At 69.8% G+C, this 16,044-nt stretch carries 19 protein-coding genes; 5 read left to right on the top strand and 14 right to left on the bottom strand.

Annotated elements, in window-relative coordinates; all coding sequences use genetic code 11:
- Positions 1-43: 43 nt before the first annotated feature.
- From ACN6M5_RS11720 to ACN6M5_RS11710, 3 genes are all read right to left on the bottom strand, one after another.
- Positions 44-961: an ABC transporter permease gene (locus ACN6M5_RS11720; RefSeq protein ID WP_434949998.1), complete on the bottom strand. Its 918-nt coding sequence runs from the start codon at positions 959-961 to the stop codon at positions 44-46.
- A gap of 7 nt (positions 962-968) precedes the next feature.
- A complete protein-coding gene (locus ACN6M5_RS11715; protein WP_434949996.1) occupies positions 969-2,006 on the bottom strand; it encodes an aliphatic sulfonate ABC transporter substrate-binding protein in 1,038 nt (345 codons plus the stop codon).
- Positions 2,007-2,174: 168 nt separating this feature from the next.
- A complete protein-coding gene (locus ACN6M5_RS11710) occupies positions 2,175-3,026 on the bottom strand; it encodes an ABC transporter ATP-binding protein (RefSeq protein ID WP_434949994.1) in 852 nt (283 codons plus the stop codon).
- Positions 3,027-3,200: 174 nt separating this feature from the next.
- On the opposite strand from ACN6M5_RS11710, the gene ACN6M5_RS11705 reads away from it, so the two are divergent.
- Complete coding sequence (locus ACN6M5_RS11705; protein WP_434949992.1) at positions 3,201-3,695, top strand: DUF5819 family protein; 495 nt, start codon at positions 3,201-3,203, stop codon at positions 3,693-3,695.
- Here ACN6M5_RS11705 and ACN6M5_RS11700 read toward each other — a convergent pair.
- Complete coding sequence (locus ACN6M5_RS11700; RefSeq protein WP_434949990.1) at positions 3,680-3,895, bottom strand: hypothetical protein; 216 nt, start codon at positions 3,893-3,895, stop codon at positions 3,680-3,682. The genes ACN6M5_RS11705 and ACN6M5_RS11700 overlap by 16 nt on opposite strands.
- Positions 3,896-4,040: 145 nt before the next feature.
- On the bottom strand, positions 4,041-4,283 hold the full coding sequence (locus ACN6M5_RS11695; protein ID WP_434949988.1) for a hypothetical protein: 243 nt from the start codon (positions 4,281-4,283) through the stop codon (positions 4,041-4,043).
- Between the two features lie 78 nt (positions 4,284-4,361).
- Here ACN6M5_RS11695 and ACN6M5_RS11690 point away from each other — a divergent pair, with 78 nt between their 5' ends.
- Positions 4,362-4,868, top strand: coding sequence for a DUF1990 domain-containing protein (locus ACN6M5_RS11690; RefSeq protein ID WP_434949986.1), 507 nt, complete (start codon positions 4,362-4,364; stop codon positions 4,866-4,868).
- Here ACN6M5_RS11690 and ACN6M5_RS11685 read toward each other — a convergent pair.
- The 3 genes from ACN6M5_RS11685 to ACN6M5_RS11675 all read right to left on the bottom strand — a co-directional run bounded on the left by ACN6M5_RS11685 (position 4,847) and on the right by ACN6M5_RS11675 (position 6,801).
- A complete protein-coding gene (locus ACN6M5_RS11685; protein WP_434949984.1) occupies positions 4,847-5,296 on the bottom strand; it encodes a hypothetical protein in 450 nt (149 codons plus the stop codon). The two genes, ACN6M5_RS11690 and ACN6M5_RS11685, sit on opposite strands and share 22 nt — an antisense overlap.
- A 9-nt stretch (positions 5,297-5,305) precedes the next feature.
- Entirely contained in the window at positions 5,306-5,830 is a 525-nt protein-coding gene (locus ACN6M5_RS11680; protein ID WP_434949982.1) for a hypothetical protein, read from the bottom strand.
- Between the two features lie 125 nt (positions 5,831-5,955).
- A complete protein-coding gene (locus tag ACN6M5_RS11675; RefSeq protein WP_434949980.1) occupies positions 5,956-6,801 on the bottom strand; it encodes an exodeoxyribonuclease III in 846 nt (281 codons plus the stop codon).
- 89 nt (positions 6,802-6,890) lie between these two features.
- Between ACN6M5_RS11675 and pyrE the strand changes: the two genes are divergently transcribed.
- Entirely contained in the window at positions 6,891-7,439 is a 549-nt protein-coding gene (gene pyrE, locus ACN6M5_RS11670) for an orotate phosphoribosyltransferase (RefSeq protein WP_434949978.1), read from the top strand.
- Positions 7,439-9,934 (top strand): septum formation family protein, encoded by a 2,496-nt coding sequence (locus ACN6M5_RS11665; protein ID WP_434949976.1) that lies wholly within the window; start codon positions 7,439-7,441, stop codon positions 9,932-9,934. The genes pyrE and ACN6M5_RS11665 overlap by 1 nt, the downstream gene beginning before the upstream one ends.
- A 48-nt stretch (positions 9,935-9,982) precedes the next feature.
- Here the strand turns inward: ACN6M5_RS11665 and ACN6M5_RS11660 are convergent, their stop codons facing one another.
- Positions 9,983-10,777, bottom strand: coding sequence for an HAD-IIA family hydrolase (locus ACN6M5_RS11660; RefSeq protein ID WP_143466093.1), 795 nt, complete (start codon positions 10,775-10,777; stop codon positions 9,983-9,985).
- 59 nt (positions 10,778-10,836) lie between these two features.
- On the opposite strand from ACN6M5_RS11660, the gene ACN6M5_RS11655 reads away from it, so the two are divergent.
- A complete protein-coding gene (locus tag ACN6M5_RS11655; RefSeq protein WP_434949974.1) occupies positions 10,837-11,484 on the top strand; it encodes a TrmH family RNA methyltransferase in 648 nt (215 codons plus the stop codon).
- On the opposite strand, the gene ACN6M5_RS11650 is transcribed toward ACN6M5_RS11655, so the two are convergent.
- The 5 genes from ACN6M5_RS11650 to ACN6M5_RS11630 are packed head-to-tail and all read right to left on the bottom strand — an operon-like array spanning position 11,453 to position 15,965.
- Entirely contained in the window at positions 11,453-11,869 is a 417-nt protein-coding gene (locus tag ACN6M5_RS11650; protein ID WP_434949972.1) for a DUF3052 family protein, read from the bottom strand. The genes ACN6M5_RS11655 and ACN6M5_RS11650 overlap by 32 nt on opposite strands.
- Positions 11,866-12,711: a metallophosphoesterase gene (locus tag ACN6M5_RS11645; RefSeq protein WP_434949970.1), complete on the bottom strand. Its 846-nt coding sequence runs from the start codon at positions 12,709-12,711 to the stop codon at positions 11,866-11,868. The genes ACN6M5_RS11650 and ACN6M5_RS11645 overlap by 4 nt, the downstream gene beginning before the upstream one ends.
- A 25-nt stretch (positions 12,712-12,736) precedes the next feature.
- The gene (locus tag ACN6M5_RS11640; protein WP_434949968.1) at positions 12,737-14,590 is read right to left on the bottom strand and encodes a YhgE/Pip family protein; all 1,854 of its coding nucleotides are present in this window, start codon (positions 14,588-14,590) and stop codon (positions 12,737-12,739) included.
- Positions 14,587-15,330, bottom strand: coding sequence for a hypothetical protein (locus tag ACN6M5_RS11635; RefSeq protein WP_434949966.1), 744 nt, complete (start codon positions 15,328-15,330; stop codon positions 14,587-14,589). The genes ACN6M5_RS11640 and ACN6M5_RS11635 overlap by 4 nt, the downstream gene beginning before the upstream one ends.
- The gene (locus ACN6M5_RS11630) at positions 15,327-15,965 is read right to left on the bottom strand and encodes a TetR/AcrR family transcriptional regulator (RefSeq protein WP_434949964.1); all 639 of its coding nucleotides are present in this window, start codon (positions 15,963-15,965) and stop codon (positions 15,327-15,329) included. Before ACN6M5_RS11630 ends, ACN6M5_RS11635 begins: the two co-directional genes overlap by 4 nt.
- Between the last annotated feature and the right edge of the window lie 79 nt (positions 15,966-16,044).

The raw sequence follows: 16,044 nt of genomic DNA, 5'->3' as shown, positions 1-16,044 counted from the left end.
GCCACGCGGCGCCCCGGTCCTGACCGTCCGACCGCAGCGCGCGTCAGCCCCAGCGCTTCGCCGACCACCGTTCGAACAGCCCCACCAGCGAGTCGCTCAGCTTGCCCAGGATGGCGAGCAGGATGATCGCCAGGAACAGGCGGTCGGTGCGTCCGTTGCTCGCGGAGTCGTTCAGCATGAAGCCGAGACCCATCGACGACGCGATGAGCTCAGCAGCCACCAGGAACAGCCACGACTGCGCGAGCGCGAGACGCAGCCCGGAGATGACCGTCGGCAACACGAACGGCAGCTGCACCGTGGTGAACAGCCGCACCCCGCCCAGCCCGAACGCCCTGCCCGCCTCCACCAGATGCCGGTCGACGTGCTTGAGCGCCGCGGCGACCGTCGTGTAGACGGGGAAGAACGCCCCGATGGCGATCAGGATGACCTTGGACTCCTCGCCGATCTTGAACCAGAGGATCAGCAGCGGCACCCAGGCGAGCGACGGCACGGCCCGGATGGCGCTGAGCGTTCCGCTGAAGAAGATGTCCCACAGCCGGGACAGGCCGACCAGGGCGCCGAGCACCAGTCCGAGCAGCGCACCGCAGGCGAAGCCGATCAGCACGCGCTGGGTGGAGATCGCGATGTAGAGCCCGAGCAGTCCGCGCTGCGCCAGGTCGACCGCCGCGTCCCACACCATCGCGGGCGACGGGAGCTGCGCGGAGGTGAACGCACCGGAGGTCGAGGCGAGCTGCCACGCCACGAGCAGGATCAGCGGGAGGACGAAGCCTCCCACGATCCTGGTCGAGCGCCGCGACAGGAACGGGATGCGCGCATCCCGCGCCTGCACGCCGCCGCGCCCGCCGGGCACCCGGCGCTCCGGCTCCTGCTCGCGCGGCTCGCCGTCGCGCGCCACCGAGGTGCCGTACATCGACGTCGCGACGAGCGCCCCGTCGCCCTCCGGTGAGTTCTGGTAGCTCATGCGCTCACTAGCCTCCGATGGCGCTCGGGTCCGCCTTCTTGGCGAAGGTCGGGTCGAGCAGCGTGTCGAGCGCCTTGTCGATGTCGGACTGGCTGCGCACGTCACCGGTCGTCACGAAGATCGGGCCGACCTTCTTCAGGACCTTGAGCTGGGCGTCGCCGGGGATGTTCGACACGTCGAGGTTGGTGCGCTCCGTGATGACGGTGGTGGCGACAGCGGGGTCGATCGACGCGACATCGGACAGGATGCTCGCCGTCTCGTCCGGGTGCTTGAGCGCCCAGGCGCGGGCGTACTCGTACGTGTTGACGACGGTCTGCGCCACATCCGGCTTGTTCTTGATGAACGACTCGGTGGCGTTGAGGAAGCCGTAGGTGTTGAACCCGACGTTGCGGTAGATCAGCTTCGCGCCGGACTTCTCCGCGTTGGCCATGATCGGGTCGAGACCGGCCCAGGCGTCGACCGAACCGTTCTGCAGCGCCGCCCAGCCGTCGGCGTGCTGCAGGTTCTGGATGGTGACGTCGCTGGCGGACAGGCCGTTCGCCTCGAGCGACTGGAGCAGGAAGAAGTAGGGGTCCGTGCCTTTGGTGGCGGCGACCTGCTTGCCCTTCAGGTCTTTGACCGACGTGATCGTCGAGTTCTGCCCGACCACGATGGCCGACCATTCCGGCTGCGAGAAGATGTCGATCGTCTTGATCGCCGAACCGTTGGAGCGGGCCAGCAGCGCGGCGGAGCCGGCGGTGGAGCCCACGTCGATCGCGTTCGAGCGGAGCGCCTCGTTGGCCTTGTTCGACCCGGCGGACTGCACCCAGTTGACGGTGATGTCCTGCTTCTTCAGCGCCTTCTCGAGCCAGCCCTCCTTCTTGATGACGAGGCTGAGCGGGTTGTACGTCGCGAAGTCGATGTTGAGCGTTCCGCCCGTGGTGCCTGTCGACTTCGCGGGGTCGGCCGCTGCCTGGCCCTCTCCGGCGACGCAGCCGGTGAGCATCAGGCTGGCGGCGGCCGCGATGGCGGCGACGGCGGTGACGATGGTGGATGTGCGGCGCATGATGCCTCTCAGGTTGTCAGTCGTGCTGTGCTGTGGACGTGCGTGGGTCGAGCATCCCGGACCTGTGCGGCCTGCGGGGGCCGGGTGCCAAAACTGTGGATGACTCGGTGCTGTGGACGATCGGTGCAGGTGGTGGAACGCGAGCGCGCCAGCGCCCGCGCAGCCGGATCAGTACGGGAAAGCCGGGATCGTGCTGGTCGCCGGGATGCCGCGCGCGTGACCGTGACGGTCGATGCCGAGGCCGTCGAGCAGTTCGGCGCGGAGCTCGGCGAGCTCCGCTGAACCCCGGTCGCGCGGGCGGCTGCCCGGCACGGTGACGACGCGGCGGATGGTCGCGCCCTGTCGTCCTTCCTCGGCGCCCAGCAGGATGATGCGGTCGGCGAGTTGGAGGGCCTCGTCGACGTCGTGGGTGACGAGGAGGATCGTGGTGGGGGCTGCTCCGTGCACGTCGAGGAGCAGGTCCTGCATCTTCAGGCGGGTGAGCGCATCCAGGGCGCCGAAGGGCTCGTCGAGCAGCAGGACGCCCGGGTTGCGGGCGAGCGCCCTGGCCAGGGATGCGCGCTGCGCCATCCCGCCGGACACCTCACGGGGCCGCAGCCCGGCCGAGGCGGACAGGCCCACCAGGTCGAGGAGCTGGGCGACGCGTTCGCGCCCTGCCGTCCTGTCGATCCCGCGGGGGAGCCCGAGGGAGACGTTGTCGGTGATCGAGCGCCAGGGGAGGAGGCGGGGTTCCTGGAATCCGACGGCGCACCGGCCGTCGATTCCGGCCACCGCGGTCCCGTCGATGAGCGCTGCCCCAGCGCTCGGGCTGTCGAGGCCGCCCGCGATGCGCAGCAGCGTCGACTTGCCGCATCCACTCGCGCCGAGGATGGCGACGACCTCGCCGGCCGCGACGGTCAGCGACACGTCGCGCAGCACGACCCGCTGGGTGGTGCCCCGCTCGCCCTTGGCCCGCGGCGCGACGAACGTGCGCCCCACGTCGACGAATTCGACGGGGTATGCGGACGGGGTGGCGGGCATGGTGGTTCGACGCTATCGCTCGGCCCTTCTCCCCGCAGCGCCCGCTGAAACGCGGCGTAACGAAACCGTGCGTTCCGTTCGTTCCCGCCCGAAAAGGAATGCAACGTTATCGCGGCCGCCCTCTCGGCTCTAACAGCGTGAACATTTCGCACACCACCCGGAGAAGACAGAGATATGAGCGTGCTTTCACCCGAACGAGACGCGGAGGGCGGGATCGACGACGCCACTCCGCCGGAGCGCGGCAAGCGCAGAACCCGCGGAGCCCGCATCGCGCTCGCCGTCGTCGCCCTGGTCACCGCGTGGCACATCTTCGCGAGCTTCCTCTGGATCGGGCCGCCCACCCCGCTCCGCCAGGTCGTGCCAGGCAACCTCCTGACCCAGTACATGATCCCGTGGCTCGGCCAGAGCTGGAGTGTGTTCGCGCCGGAGCCGATCAACGGCGACTACGACCTCAAGATCCGTGCCGTGCTTGCGGACAAGGGCGGCGCCGAGATCGCCACGGAGTGGATCTCCGCCGTCGACGCAGAGCAGAAGATGCTGGTGCACAACCTGTTCCCGCCGCGCGCATCCAACCTCGCCGTCAAGCAGGCGTCCGCGCTCAAGGGAGCCTGGGATGCGCTGACCCCCGAGCAGCAGAAGATCGCCGAGCTCAACTATCCCGGGTTCTGAACGCCGGTGACCGGGTCGGTGTCGACGACCTGGATGTTGTACTGGTCGGCGCCGATGCCGTTCGCCCCGAGGTTCAGGTTCGCGAAGTCGGTGAACGCCGCTGCGGTGATGCCTGCGCCCACCGCGACCACTGCGCCGAGGGCGAGGAACGCCCGCTTCCGGCTGGAGCGTCGCCGAGGCTGCGCATTCTCGATTGTCATGCTGATCTCCTTGCTGCGGGCACGCTGTCGGTGATGCGCGGAGCTCCGGTCGAGCCGCCGCGCTGCCCTCAGGCGCTCATTCTCATCCGGCTGTCATGGTTACGCAATGCATGCTTAATGTCAGTTTCAGATGAGGTGGTCGGCGTCAGGAACTGAAGAGCGACCACTCCGAGATCGGCAGCACGACGCGGTCGGTCCCGATTTGCAGCAGCCAGTGCGTGGTGTTGTGCGCCACGTAGTGGCCGGCGCGCACGTCGAATGCCCAGCCCTGCTTGGTGCGCCGCCAGGAGATGAGAGTGATCGCCTCACCGGTCCGAAGATGCGGAATCCCGAGCCCGACCTGATCGGTGCGGCTCGGCGACGTGATGCGATTGGGGTCGTTTGCCATGCCCTAAATACTGACCCAAAAGTGTCCGGAATACCAATATCAATTCCAGACGATATGGACGTTTGTTACGCTCGCTTCGTGGACGACGCTGAGGACCCGGGCTGGACCGCCCCCGCACTCCGCCACTGGGTGCCCGACGTCCCGGGATACCGGCCCTCCGAGGTGTCCGCCTCGATCGGCCACGGAGCCGAGCAGTGGATGCGCGCGGCCACGGACATCCTGCGCTGGCGGGTGAAGACGGCGAGCGGCTTCCTGGTCGGCGGCACGGCGGACCCGCCGCGCGTGATCCAGGGTCAGCGGCAGGTGATCACCGCGCGCATCCTCGGCGTCACCGTGACGGAGCCGGTGGAGGTGGTGCGCGTGGTGGACGACCCGGATCGGGTCGGATTCTCCTACCGCACGCTCCCCGGGCATCCGGTTGCCGGCGAGGAGGCGTTCATCGTCGAGCGCGACGGCGGCGAGGTGCGCATCGTGGTGCGCTCGCTGACCAGGGCGGCGCCGCAGCAGCCGTGGCGCGCGCTGTTCCCAGTGCTGCTGGTCGCGCAGCGCGTCGCGAAGCGGCGCTATCTGCGGGCGTTGCGCTGAGGGTCGGCGGGCTGCGCTCGCTGTCGCCGGATGTTGACCACGACTCCAACGGCGCACGCCAGGGCGGCGATGGGGATCCCCGTGCTGAGGAGGGTCGCCCCCGTGTGTTCGACGCCGAGGATGGTGAGAGCGGTGCCCAGCGCAAACAGGAGCAGGCCCACGCTCAGGATGCTCACGCTGGCCCGATTGGGACGGAGCAGCCGCGGGTCGAACGGTCGCCCGTCCCGCCGAAGGTTGACGAGAAACCCCACGACCGCAGCCACGAGCGCCGCCACCGTCGCGAGGAGGAACAGTGTCCTGGCGCCGCCGTCGGCACCCGGAGTCCCCGTGACGGCGAGGATCACGCCGGCCACGAGGAGGGCTGCTCCGACGCAGAGGATGGTGATGCTGGCGGCGTTGGGCCGGAAGTCGTCAGCTTTCACGTGCATCGCGGTGTCCTATTGCGCCCAGCACACGAAACCGGCCAGGGCGAGTTCGACCCCGGTGCCGTTGCGCGAGCATTGCTCGATGGACCAGGCCGAGTATCCTGCCATGCCTGCGTAGATGCCGAACGGCATGCCGACAAGAGGTGCAAACCCGCCGAGGGCCGCGGCGAGAGCGGCGGCGCTGCTGCTTCCCTGCAAAACACTGATGGCTGTCCGTGTTGCGCACGAGTCGAGGCGCACATGCGTGCCCCAAGCGTCGACCCACCAGCGCGACTGGCCACTGCACGCCCGAGGCAGCAGTGTTGGTGCCATCGGTTCGACGATGCCGGGCGGCGCGTTCAGGATCTCGCCTCCGATCACCTGGATTCCCACCGACCATTCGCGTGCAAGGTCCAGTGGCGCGCCGGCTGACAGTGCTGCGGCGAAGTCGAACACCGGGCGCACGGTCGACCTGTCGGTCGCGCCATCGAGCGCGGGAAAGGCTGCCTCGAGCTGCTCGACATCGGCCACAGCGTCAGGTGTTCCGGCGAGCGTCATGGTGAACGATTCTCCGCATTTACGTCCATTCGTGAAGTCCCCTTCGTCGGGGAATCACGATCAGGTAACCGTTAAAAACGCAGAATGTCAGGATAATATCCGACCGCAGCCGCTACCGCCGACCCTTATCCGAAGATCATCGGCCGATCGTCGTCGTCCTCTTCTGCCCCGAGGTCGAGTTCGACCAGCACCGGCACGTGGTCGCTCGGAGCTTCGCCCTTGCGCTCGTTGCGGTGGATGCTGGCCGACGTGACCAGGTCCGCGAACGGCTTGGAGCCGAGGATGAAGTCGATGCGCAGGCCTTCGTTGCGCGGGAAACGCAGCTGCTTGTAGTCCCAGTAGGTGTAGCCCTCCGGCACGAGCGGGCGAACGACGTCCGTCAGCCCGATCGCCTCGAACGCGCTGAACGCGCTGCGCTCCGGCGGGGAGATGTGGGTCGAGACGCCCGGAATGAGGCTGGGGTCGCCGACGTCGGAGTCGAGGGGGGCCACGTTCCAGTCGCCCATCAGCGCGAGCGGCAGGTCCGGCTGCTCGGCGAGCCAGCGCTGGGTGTCAGCGGCGAGGGTGGCCAGCCAGTCGAGCTTGTAGTGGAAGTGCGGGTCGTCGAGCGCTCTGCCGTTCGGCACGTACAGGCTCCACACCCGGATGCCGCCGATGGTCGCACCGATCGCCCGTGCCTCCTTGGGCAGGTCGGGGCCTTCGTGTCCTTTGAGGAAGCCGGGCATGTCTGGGAAGCCGATCTCGACGTCCTCGATCGGCAGACGGCTGGCGATGGCGACGCCGTTCCACTGGTTGAGCCCGTGCAGCACCACCTCGTATCCGGCGTCCTCGAACTGCTGCATCGGGAACTGCTCCGGCTTGCACTTGATCTCCTGCATGGCCAGCACATCCACGTCTTCGCGGACCATCCAGTCGACGGTACGGCCCACTCGGGTGCGGATCGAGTTCACATTCCAGGTCGCAACGCGCATGCCTCGATCGTATCGGCCACCGCAGACAGCCACGGGTCACGGCCTGGTGGGGAGGCGTTTTCGCGGTGTTCCCCCCTAGAATCGGGGACGTGACCGACGCAAGACAGCAGCTCATCGACTACATCTCGGCCGAAGCCGTGTTCCACGGGGACTTCACCCTCACGAGCGGCAAGAAGGCGAGCTACTACGTCGACCTGCGCAAGGTCAGCCTCGACCACCGTGTCGCGCCCCTCATCGGCCAGGTGATGATCGACCTCATCTCCGAGGTCCCCGACGTGTTCGCGGTCGGTGGGATGACGATGGGCGCTGACCCTGTCGCCGCCGCGATCCTGCACCAAGGCGCCGCCCGCGGCCTCGCTTATGACGCGTTCGTCGTGCGCAAGGAGCCGAAGGACCACGGCCGCGGCAAGCAGGTCGAGGGCCCGGACCTCGCCGGCAAGCGCGTGATCGTCCTCGAAGACACGTCCACCACGGGCGGTTCGCCGCTGAAAGCCATCGAAGCGCTGAAGAAGGTCGGCGCTGAGATCGTCGGCGTCGCCGTCGTGGTCGACCGCAACACGGGCGCGCGCGAGGTCATCGAAGAGGCCGGATACCCGTACTTCGCCGCCATCGGCCTGAAGGACCTGGGGCTCGAGTAGTGACCGACGAACGCCACCCGGGATCGGACGACGCCGAGGGCGACGAGCGCCCCGACACGCACGAACCCGAGTTCGGCAGTTCGGAATGGCTGCTGCAGCAGCTCACCGGCGGGCGGCGCGTTGCGCGCCCGGCGGAGCAGGTGGATGCGGCGGAGACCACTCCAGCACCCAGCCTCGAACCAGAGGCCGCGGACCCGACGGTCGCGTTGCCCGTGGTTCCCGAGGCCGAACAGCACCCCTCCGACGAGGCGCCGAGCGCCCAGGACACGTTCGAGCTGTTCCTGAACCCGGCGGTCGAGCCTGAGCCCCCGGCCGAGGAGCCGATGCAGCCAGAGGCAGGCGAACTGGTCGAGGAGCCCGAGCAGGGTTCCGGCTTCAGCTGGCACCTCACGCCCGGCGTCGGGACAGACCCTCTCGTGGACGAGCCCGCCCAGCCCACCTCCAGCACCGTCTGGCACCTCGACGACACGACCACCGAGCAGGCGGGGACCCCCGACGAGTCCGCGCCCGTCGCAGAGCCCGTGGCGGAGCCGGTCGCTCCCGCGGCGCCGGCGGTGCCGCCGGTGATCCCGGTGCCGTCGTTCGATTCCTACGAGTCGTCGTCCCACACGGAATCCGCGGAACCGGAGGCAGCCGAGCCGGAGCGCCGCGAGCCGACCCCGCCGGACACCACCACCTTCGAGCCGCCCAGCTTCTACGAATCCCTCCGCCTCCCGCAGCCCCCCGTGTGGAACATCGACGCCGAGCCCGAGGCGGCACCCGTGCCCGCCGATGCGGAGCCTGCTGCCCCCGTCGAGCCCGCGGTCGCACCCGAGCCCACCGCCGCCGAGCCTGCTGCACCCGCCGTGCCCGCTTCCTCCGCGCCGGACGAACCAGCAGAGCCGCCGCTGTTCCGTCCATCCATTGCTGTCCCCGTGACGCCCGAGCCAGTGCTCGCGCAGCCAGCACCAGCGCAGGAGGCTGAGCCAGAACCTGAGCCAGAACCTGAGCCAGAGCCGGAGCCCGCACCCGAACCGACACCAGCGGGCGAGCCCGAGGAGGAGAGCCACGGCCTCGCCGCGCTGCTCGGCTTCTTCGGGGAGGACGACGAAGAGCCCACCTCCACCAGCCGCTCGGTGATCGGCGACACCACTGGCATCATCCCGATCCCGCCCGGTGCGCTGACGCCTCCGGAAGCCGTGCCCGCCGCGCCCGCTGCGCCCGCAGCACCCGCCGCCTTCACGCCTCCTGCGGCTCCCGTCCCACCCACGCCGCCCGTGCTCCCGCCCCCGGATGCGTCGCGCCTCTTCGAGCCGACCGCCACCCCCGAGCCCAGCCAGGCCGACGTCCCCACCGCCAAGCTCGACACCGCGGAGATCGCCGCTCTCCTCCGCGCCCGGCCGGGCGACCCTGAACCGGGCGAGCCCGAGCCCAGCGAGCCAGAGCCCACCGACACCAGCTCGATCCCGGATGTTCCCACGGCCACGGTCCCGCCGATCGAGGAGGCGACGCTGCTGCTCGGCGCTCTGCCCTCCCCGGCCACCCAGCCCCTCGACGCCGAGAGCATCGGCGGGGCCAGCGAGCCTGCACCGTTCACCGGATCGACCGCGGCAGTGGATGCGGGAGCCTCCGACGACCACGACGGCGAGCAGGACGACGACACCCGCGACACCGACGAGGAGGACCCTGCACCCACGGCGGCGACCATCCTCTTCCCTGAGCTCGCCTCCCCGGCGACGGCGGAGACGATCGCCCTCGTGCCGCCGGTAGCGCCAGCCGCCCCCGCGCCGGTGCCCACCGTCCAGACCCCCACACCCTCCGGCCCCACACCCCCACACTCCGGCGGCCCAACCGGCCCAACCGGCCCAACCGGCCCCACCGGCCCCACCGCACCGCCGCCCACCGGACGCGGCGGCTCGCACCGTGTCAACCGCATCCTGTACTGGGTGGCGGGCGGTCTCGCCGTGATCCTCGTGCTGATCGGCCTGTTCGCGCTCGGTACGCGCATCCCGCAGATGTTCGGCGCCGACGCCAAACCGTCCCCCTCCGCGACCGCGAGCAAGACACCGAGCGCGACTCCGACGCCGACCCCAACGCCGACCGTGCAGGCCAAGCCGGCCGGGCCCGTCGCGCCGGGCACGCACGCCTGGAACACGCTGGGCGGCGGGGAGTGCATCCAGCCGTACACGTCGCCGTGGGTGGAGACGTTCACCGTGGTCGACTGTGCGGCGCCGCATACCGCGCAGCTGGTGTACACGAACCTGTTCTCGGCCGACATCGCCGCGCCGTATCCGGGTGCCGACGCTCTCGCCGGGCAGATCAACGCGGTCTGCACGCAGCCGGGGATCGTCGACCTGGCTGCGGCCGCCGCCTATCCCGACCTGCAGTTGCAGGGCACCTTCCCCGCCACGGAGCAGCAGTGGAAGGACGGGCAGCGCTCGTTCTACTGCTTCGCCAGCCGGTCGGGCGGGGAGCCGCTCACGTCGTCCGTCGCCGGACCGGGCCCGGCCGCCTAAGCGCAACCGGCGCCGCACCCACCAGGATGCAGCCCCGGGCCCGACCCCTTACAGGTCGGTCTCGTGTGGCTCCGCCACCAGCTCGCTCACCCCGGTCAGGATCTCGTCCGGCCGGAACGGGTAACGGTCGATCTCGCTCTGGTCGCTGATGCCGGTGAGCACCAGGATCGTGTGCAGTCCTGCCTCGATGCCCGCGACGATGTCGGTGTCCATCCGGTCGCCGATCATCGCCGTGTTCTCCGAGTGCGCGCCGATGCGGTTCATCGCCGAGCGAAACATCATCGGGTTGGGCTTGCCGACCACGTACGGCTCCATACCGGTCGCCTTGGTGATCATCGCGGTCACAGCGCCCGTCGCGGGCAGGGGGCCGTCCGCGCTCGGGCCGGTCGCATCCGGGTTGGTCGAGATGAAGCGCGCGCCCTTGCCGATGAGCCGGATCGCCTTGGTGATCGCGTCGAAGGAGTACGAGCGGGTCTCGCCGACGACCACGTAGTCCGGGTTCGTGTCGGTCATGATGAAGCCCGCCTCGTGCAGCGCCGTCGTGATGCCGGCCTCGCCGATCACGTATGCGCTGCCGCCGGGGATCTGCGACTTGAGGAAGTCCGCCGTGGCCAGCGCGGAGGTCCAGATGGACTCCTCCGGCACATCCAGTCCGGATGCACGCAGGCGGGCCGCGAGGTCGCGCGGCGTGAAAATGGAGTTGTTGGTGAGCACCAGGAAGGGCGTGCCGTCATCCCGCCACTGCTGGATCAGGGCGGAAGCTCCTGGCAGGGCGTGGTTCTCGTGCACCAGCACGCCGTCCATGTCGGTGAGCCAGCATTCGATCTCGTCGCGTCGCGCCACGCAATCCCCTTTCGACGGGTACAGCTTATTCGCTCGGTGGCGCGCGGTACGCTCGACGGGTGGATGGGACAGCCGAGCAGACGACGTACGGCGTCGGTCCCTGGCAGGGCGAGTGGCCCGTGGACGAGCATTACGACCGCGACCTGCTGCAGCACGGCGACACCCGCAACGTGATCGACCGCTACCGGTACTGGCGTATGGAAGCCATCGTCGCCGACCTCGACCAGCACCGCCACCCGTTCCATGTCGCCATCGAGAACTGGCAGCACGACATGAACATCGGGTCGATCGTGCGCAGCGCGAACGCGTTCGCCGCGGACACCGTGCACATCATCGGGCGCCGCCGCTGGAACAAGCGCGGCGCGATGGTCACCGACCGCTACCAGCACGTGCTGCACCACGAGGATGTCGCCGCGTTCGTCGCCTGGGCCCGGGATGCGTCCCTCCCGATCATCGCCATCGACAACGTTCCCGGGTCGGTCATCATCGAGACGTTCGCGTTCCCGAAGGAGTGCGTGCTGCTGTTCGGTCAGGAGGGGCCCGGGCTCTCACCCGAGGCCATCGACGCCGCGGATGCGGTGGTGGAGATCTCGCAGTTCGGCTCGACGCGGTCGATCAACGCGTCTGCTGCCGCCGCGGTCGCGATGCACGCCTGGGTGTTGCAGCACGTGTCGTTCAGCGGTTCTCGCGCCGCCACACCAGCTTGAGCCCCGACCAGTCCGTGTCGACGGCCGCGACCTTCACATCCACGAGCCCGCGTTCGATCGCGGCGTTCCTGATGAGGTTCTCGTTGAGGTCGCTCACGTGCCCGGCCGCCTTGCGCGGCCAGGCCGCCCAGAGCATCCCGTCGGGGCGGATGCGCGCACCGATGTCGTCGAGCTCGGCCAGGAACTCGCCGGCGCCGCGGTAGAAGGCGAGCACCAGCCCGGCCGGGCCATCGTCGTCCTCCGGGAGCCAGACGATGCCGTCCGGCGCGCCGCCGAGCGGGAAGCGCCACCCGTCGTCGGCGTGCAGCACCTGTGCCGTCATGCCCGGTTTGAGGCCGAGCTTCTTCCACAGTGGGGTGCCGGAGTATCCTGCGGCGTCGCTCATGCGCGCACCGACCATCCCGCGCTGTCGGCGATCCGCTGGATGGCCGCTGGGTCGAGGTCGTAGACCGTCTCGCCGTCGTCCGGCGCGGGGGCGGAGACCAGGTGAGCACGCACCGGCCCGGCGACCGGCAGCTGCACCACCGCGAAGCCGGAACCGCGCACGGCCCGCTCGCGTTCCGGCGCCCACAGCACATCCGTCGTGTTCGCCACCGCCGGCGCGACCACGACCGGGATGCGCCGAGGACCCACCTCCGTGACGAGCGAGTGGTGGTAGTGCCCGGCGAGCACGAGGCGCACGTCGGCGGCCGTGCAGAGGTCGATCAGCGCCTCCGGGTCGACCAGGCGCAGCGTCTCGAACAGGCCGGTGGTCGGCGGCACGGGCGGGTGGTGCAGCACCACCACGGTTCCGTGCTCCGCCGGCTCGGCGAGCGCAGCCCGCAGCCGGTCGAACCGGGCGGCGTCGATGCGGCCGTACCCGGCTCCGGCCACCACGGTGTCCACGGTCACGACCCGGAAGCCGTCGACGACGGTGACCGCCTCGCGAGGCCCGAGCACCTGCTCGAACGGCCCGGCCAGATCGTGGTTGCCCATCGCGTAGACCACCCGCGCGTCCCGCTCGGACGCCCACGGCTCGAGCCGCCCGGCCAGCAGCCGGTACGACTCTGCACTCCCGTCGTCGGACAGGTCACCCGAGGCGACCACCAGGTCGATCGCCTCGATGGTCGCCGCGCGCGCCAGCACCCGGTCGAGCGCCGCCAGCGTGTCCACCAGCCCGTAGTGCAGGCGGCCGTCGCCGTACAGGTGCGTGTCGCTCAGGTGCAGGATGCGCAGGGTCTCGCTCACGCGGACACCATACCGCCTGGCACCGTCACCCGATCAGGCTCGGCCTCAGATCGCGCAGGGTGCGGAAGTGCGTCATCCGGGTCACGCCGATGGCGGAGACCAGCAGCGCGATGAGCAGCCACAGTCCGAGCACCCCGGCGTCCGCCAGTGCGGTGGCGGGGTTGCCTCCGTACATCAGCTGCCGGATGCCGTCCACGGCGTACGACATCGGCAGAACATGGTGCAGCGCTGCGAGCGGTCCAGGCAAGGTCTGCCAGGGGAACGTGCCTCCCGCCGTCACGAGTTGCAGCACCATCAGCACCAGCCCGAGGAACTGGCCGACGCTGCCCAGCCAGACGTTCAGAGCCAGGATGATCGCGGCGAACGTGAGGGAGGCCAGCGCCATCAGCCCGTACATCCCGAGCGGGTTGTCGATGCGGAAGCCGAGCGCGCCGGACACGATGGCGAACAGGCCGATCATCTGCACCGCGCCGAGCAGGCCGGGGGTGAGCCAGCCGGCGAGCGTGATCTTCACCGGCGAGTGGAGCGCCGTGATGGCGCGCCGGGACACCGGCTTCACGATGAGGAACAGTGCGTAGATGCCGATCCAGCCCGCCAGGGCGACGAAGAACGGTGCGAGACCGGCTCCGTAGGTTCCCGCGGAGGTGATCGAGTCGTTCTTCAGGTTGACCGGGTCGGCGATGGTCGTCGCCTGCTTCTTCTGCAGGGCGGGGGAATTGTCCGGGATCTGGCCGACGCCGTCGGTGAGGCCGTCGCGCAGCTTCGCCGTGCCGTCGTGCAGCGTGGTGAGGCCGTCGCGCAACTGGGATGCGCCGGATGCAGCCTGCTTGCTGCCGTCCGCGAGCTGGGCGGCGCCACCGGCGGCCTGCGTCGAGCCGGACGCCACCTGCGACGCTCCGGATGCGACCTGGTCGGCGCCCGCCGCGAGCTGGTTGACCTGCCCGACGAGCGTCTGCACCTGGGTGTTGCCGTCCTGCACCTTGGCGTCGATCTTCCCGAGAGCGGCGGACACCTGGTCGAGCTGCTCCTGCGTCGCTCCGGCCTGCTTCAGCTGGTCGAGCAACTGCTGCCCGACCGCCGGCGCGTCGGCCGCGAGCTGGGCCGCCGCCGTTCCCGCCTGGGTCGCCTTCGCGGCGAGCTGGTCGTTTCCAGCCGCCACCTGGGCGGCGCCGTCGCTCACCTGCGCTGCTCCTCCGGAGAGCTGGGCCAGTGCATCCGACAGCTGTTGCGAGCCCGTCGCCAGCTGGCTGGTGCCGTCGGCGAGAGTGGATGCGCCGGAGCGCGCCGTCTCGCTGCCGTCGACCAGCTGGTTCGCCCCATCCACGGCCGTGACCAGGTTGGAGCGGATGTCGGCGAGACCGAGGAGGAACTGCTCCGCTGCCTGCTGGTTGACCTTCTTGACGATGGAGGTGCGGATCTTCTCCGCGGCCTGCGTGCCGATCGTGGACGCCAGATAGCTGTTCGTGTCGTTGGTGGTGAGCGTCACCGTCGCGCGGTGCGGCGTCTTCGTGGAGGCGGAGGCAAGCGCTTCGGAGAAGTTGGCGGGGAAGGTGATGCTGAAGTCGTACTTCGAGTCGTCGACGCCGCTCGCCGCGGAGCCGGATTCGACCCTGTGCCAGTCGAACGAGCCGTCCCTGATGAGCTCGTCGGCCACGTCGCTCCCGTAGTTGACCGTCTTGCCGTCGACCGTCGTTCCGCTGTCGTCCATCACGATGGCCGCGGGGATCTTGTTCAGATTCGCGTACGGGTTCTGGTTGGCCCACAGGTACAGCCCGCCGTAGAGCACGGGGACGCACATGAGCGCGATGAGCGCCACGATCGACATCGGGCTGGCGGTGAGGCGACGGAACTCCGCCGCGATCATCTGGGGGATCTTCATTCGGCTTCCTCCGCGCGGTCGGTGCCGCGCTGTTCGAGTGCTGGGGCGACGATGAGGTCGGGCAGCTCGTCGGTGTCGTCGCGTCCAGGGTCTTCGTCGAAGGTGCTGGCGGGGCCCTGCGTGGCCGTCTCGCCCATCCGGGAGATCATGCCGGACGCCGCGATGGCGGCCGCGGAGGCGTCGCCGGCCACCACGAGCACAGCGATATCGCGGGCCGCGATCCGGCGCGCGAGCTCCCACCACTCGTTCGGATCGCCGCCGTGCCGGTCCGGCGACGTGATGACGAGCCCATCCACACCCTTACGCATCAGCGCGAGCTCGGCCAGCAACCGGATGCGCACGGTCGGCGGCACGGTGCCGATCGCGAACCGCGCCCACTCGGACGCGCCCAGCTCGTTCAGTCTCCTGTTGACGGCGATGGGGTTGGATGCGCGCCCGGCGAACATCAGCTCCTCCGCCACGATCCCGGCGACCGTCACGTCGGCGGCGGGCTCGCACACATCCGGTGCGTCGATGAGGGCGATGCGCTTGCGCATCACGGAGTAGTCCGTGGCGCCGTCGATGGTGACGGTTCCGGCGTCCGGGCGCATCCGGCCGGATGCGATCAGTCCGAGCACGGTCGGCCGCTGCTCGGTCTCCGCCCTGGCGAGCGTCACCTCTCCGGTCTGGAACGTCGCCGAGGTCGGGGGCACGGCGGCGTTGTGCGCGCCCTTGGCGACGCGATCGAGCACGATCTTCATGCTGTGACCTCCTGGAAGGCGAGTTCGGGGGTTTCGGCGATGAGGGCGCCGGCTTCGCGCCAGCTCAGACCGGCTGCGCTGAGTCCGGCGAGCATCACGAGCCTGTGTCCTTCGCTGTTGGTGAGCTTGGCGCGCATCGCCTCGTCGAGCACGGAGACGGCGGCGTTCTCGATGAGCCTGGTGACGGTCTCGAGGTCGAGGTCTGTGCGCAGCTGCTCCGCTGCCATGCCTCGGCGCACGGTGTCGCGCAGCCGCTCGCGAGCCGGGTCGAGCGCTGCGCCGACGATCTCGCGGTGCGGGCCGCGAACGGCGAGGGCTGCGCTGACGCGCACGTGCTCGACCTCCGCCCAGAGGGTGGCGCCGAACAGTGCGATCTCAACCCGGGCATCCGGATGGGAGACGGGGTCGAGCAGCGCGGCGAGCCGGGCGGCTCCGCGGGTGAAGACGTCGACGAGCAGGTCGTCCCTGGTGGCGAAGTGGCCGTAGATGGCCCGGCGGCTGAGGCCGGCGCGGGCGGCGATGGTCTCGAGCGAGGCGTCGATGTCCTCGTTGAGCGCGGCGGCCGCTGCCGCGATGATCGCCTCCCTGTTCGCTGCTGCGTCGCGCCGAGGGGCACGGGTCGTGGAGGAGGGCATGCATTGAATACTACTCTTCTTGCACACGACTGTGCAAGATAATGGCGCGATAGGATCGAGTGCGACGGTCAGCCCGATG

The sequence above is a fragment of the Leifsonia araucanica genome, assembly GCF_051161895.1.
GTDB lineage: Bacteria > Actinomycetota > Actinomycetes > Actinomycetales > Microbacteriaceae > Leifsonia.
The sequence above is the reverse complement of the archived record's forward strand: the minus strand, read 5'-3'. Positions and strand labels throughout refer to the sequence as shown.